This is a genomic window from Streptomyces sp. NP-1717, assembly GCF_022695985.1.
Classification (GTDB): domain Bacteria; phylum Actinomycetota; class Actinomycetes; order Streptomycetales; family Streptomycetaceae; genus Streptomyces.
Genome location: NZ_JAAPBF010000392.1, coordinates 1 through 3,380, shown reverse-complemented (window position 1 = coordinate 3,380; position 3,380 = coordinate 1). Strand labels below are relative to the sequence as shown.

2 protein-coding genes are annotated in these 3,380 nt (G+C 71.0%); both read right to left on the bottom strand.

The features are described 5' to 3' along the window. Positions 1–888 (bottom strand): sporulation protein (locus GXP76_RS34775; protein WP_242575607.1); only part of this gene is annotated, 888 nt, incomplete at its 3' end. Between the two features lie 215 nt (positions 889–1,103). Next, positions 1,104–3,353: an MMPL family transporter gene (locus GXP76_RS34770; RefSeq protein ID WP_242575606.1), complete on the bottom strand. Its 2,250-nt coding sequence runs from the start codon at positions 3,351–3,353 to the stop codon at positions 1,104–1,106. Between the last annotated feature and the right edge of the window lie 27 nt (positions 3,354–3,380).

The following is a 3,380-nucleotide window of genomic DNA, read 5'->3' as shown; positions in this document are numbered from 1 at the left end:
ACCGGCCGCGCCGACGGCGACCGCCGCGCCCGTACTCATACCGGAACCGGAACCTGAGCCGTGACCATGCCCGGACCCGTGGTCGGAGCCGTACCCGTGCCCATGCCCGTGCCCGTGGTCCGCGTAGGCGCTCGCCATGCGGTCCATCCACCCGGCCACCACCGCGTTCCAGTCGGTGTGCGGCACCTCGTCGTGCCCGAGGGTGTAGCGGTTCAGCGCGTCGTCCACGCCCGCCTCCCCGCGCCCGTCGGCCTCCAGGACGACCTCCGTGCCGCCCGGGTGCGCCAGGAACGTCACCTCGACCTCGTTCAGCCGGTGTGCGTAGTTCGGCGCGGGGATCAGTTCGATCTCCTGGTAGAACGGCAGCCGTTGGCCGGTCCCGTTGATGTGTCCCAGCTCCAGGTCCGCCGACCTGAAGCCGAAGCCGAGCTGCCCGAACGCCTCAAGCACCGCCTCCTGCACCGGCAACGGCCGTACGGCGAGGGCGTCGAAGTCGCCCTTGTCCCTGGCGCCGGAGATGTCGAGGTCCGTCACCACGCCCAGTGTGATCCCGAGCGGTTCACCGTGCAGCTCGGAGAACGGGGTCTCCCACGGCACCGGCACCGCGAACGGCACGGTGTGCGACTCGCCCTCGCCCAGCCGGAATCCCCCGCCGATCTCGTACCGCTCGAAGCCGACGAAGCCCTTGCTCTCCCCCTCCTCGTGCTCCGCCTCGACATGGGCGACCAGTTCCAGGTCGACGCGGTCGACGTCGTACGACGCGCTCCCGCCGACCAGCCGGACCTCGCCCCGCAAGGTGCCTCCCGGCAGTAACGCACCCGCCTCCAGCACCGTTTCCACCGTCGGCCCGCCGACGCCGAGTGAACCGAGCAGTCGTTTGAACACCATCGAGGTGTTCCCTCCTTCGTTCCCGGACTCCAGTTACGGAGGTATCTCTACAGATCTGTAGAAGTACGCACCAAGCATAGGGACCAATCCGCTCGGCGGAGGCCGTCGCCGAGTCCACGGTCGACTGCGTCCCCCGACAAGAACCGAGCCGCGCCGGGCCCCCCTTCGGAAGGCGGGCCCGGCGCGGCTCGGTTCGGCTCGGTTCGGCTCGGGCCTTACACCCTGACCGCGTCCTCGCTCTCGCTCTCGTCCGCCGCGCGCTGCTCCGGTACGAGCTTGCGCTGCAGACTCTCGCCCTCGATGTCGAGGTTGGGCAGGATCCGGTCGACGAACCGCGGCAGCCACCAGGCGGCGCGCCCGAGCAGGGACATCACGGCCGGGACCAGCGCCATACGCACGATGAACGCGTCGACGAGCACACCGATGGCCAGCGCGAAGCCCATCGACTTGATGATCGGGTCGGGCATGAAGACGAACCCTCCGAACACGGCCGTCATGATCAGCGCGGCGGCGGTGACGACACGGGCGTTGTGCCCCATCCCGCTCACCGTCGCCTGCTGCGCGCCGGCGCCGTGGACGAAGTCCTCGCGCATCCGGGAGACGAGGAACACCTCGTAGTCCATGGCCAGTCCGAACAGGATGCCGATGAGGAGGATCGGCAGGAAGCTCACCAGCGGGCCGGGTGTGTCGACGCCCAACAGGTCGGCGAAATGGCCCTGTTGGAAGATCGCCACGGTGATGCCGAAGGTGGCGCCGATGGTGAGGAGGAAGCCGAGCGCGGCCTTGAGCGGCACCAGGAACGAGCGGAAGACCAGCATCAGCAGCAGGATCGACAGGCCGACCACGAGCAGCAGATAGACCAGCATGGCGTCCGCGACCTTCTCGGAGACGTCGATGCCGACGGCCGTGGTGCCGGAGAGCGCGACATCCGCGCCCGCCGCGCCCGGGAGGTCCCCGATGTCCGCCACGCGGTCGCGGACGGCACGTACGACCGCCTCGGTCGCCTCGTCCGTGGGGCCCGCCTTCGGGATGACGGTGAGGAGCGCCGTGGTGCCCTGCTTGTTCAACTGCGGTGGCGTGACGGCCAGTACGTCCTTCGTGCCCTGGATCCGCTCGGTGGCCTCCTTCGCCGCGACGGCCGTGGCCGCCGCGTCGTCGCTCGAAACGACGGCGATCAGGCGGCCGTTGAAGCCGGGGCCGAATCCCTCGCTGGTGAGGTCGTACGCCTCACGGGGCGCGGAGCCGGCCGCGGCGGTGCCCGCGTCGGGCAGCGCGAGGCGCATGTCGGCGGCGGGGAGGGCCAGTACGCCGAGACCGAGAATGCCGACGAGGAGGACGGGGACGCGGAAGCGGGTGACGGTCCGTCCCCAGCGGAAGCCGAATCCCTCACGGGGCTCGGTGGTCGAGCCGTCCTTCGAAGTGCCCGTACCGGTGGCGGCGCCCGTGTCGGTGCCCGCGCCGTTCGCGCTGTCGCGCTGCTTGCGGGGCAGTACGCGCAGCCCGGCGAAGCCGAGGAGCGCCGGGAGGAGGGTGAGCGCGACCAGGACGGCGACGGCGACCGTACCCGCCGCGGCCAGGCCCATGACGCTCAGGAAGGGGATGTTGACGACGGTCAGCCCGGCGAGGGCGATGACGACGGTGGCGCCCGCGAAGACCACGGCCGAACCGGCGGTCCCGACCGCGCGGCCGGCCGCCTCCTCGGCGTCCAGGCCTTCGGTCAGGTACTGGCGGTGCCGGGAGGTGATGAACAGCGAGTAGTCGATACCGACGGCGAGCCCGAGCATGAGCGCCAGGATCGGAGCCGTACTGGTGAGTTCGACCACGCTGCTCAGGGCGAACAGCCCGGCCATCCCGGCCCCGACGCCGACGAGCGCGTTGAGCAGTGTCATGCCGGCCGCCACCATCGAGCCGAAGGTGACGACGAGGACGCCCGCGGCGATCAGGACACCGATCGCCTCGGTGGAGCCCACCTCCACCTCGGCGCTGAGGACTTCACCGCCGTGCTCGACCCGCAGCCCCTCCTCGTCGGCGCCGACCTTCTCGTACGCCGCGCGCTGCGCGTCGGTCACGTCCTCCGGGCCCGTCTCGAACTGCACCTGGACCAGGGCGTACCGGCCGTCCTCGGAGACGGCTCCGGCCTGGAACGGGTCCACCGCGCCGAGCACCCCGGGCACGGCGGCGGCGTCCCGTACCACCGGCGCGACCGCGGCCGGGGAGAGCTTCCCGCCCTCGGGCGCGGCTATGACGATGGTGCCGGTCGTGCCGCTGGCCTGCGGGAACTGCTCCTGGAGCGAGTCCAGCGCGCGCTGGGACTCGGTGCCGGGCATGGTGAATTTGTCGCTGCTGGGGCCCATGAGGGTGGCGGCGGCTCCGCCCAGCACGACGAGCAGGAGGAGCCATACGGCGACGACGCGCTTGCGCCGGCGGAAGGAGAACCGGCCGAGCCGGTACAGCAGGGAAGCCATGGCGAAGGTTTCTCTTCTCGGTGGTCG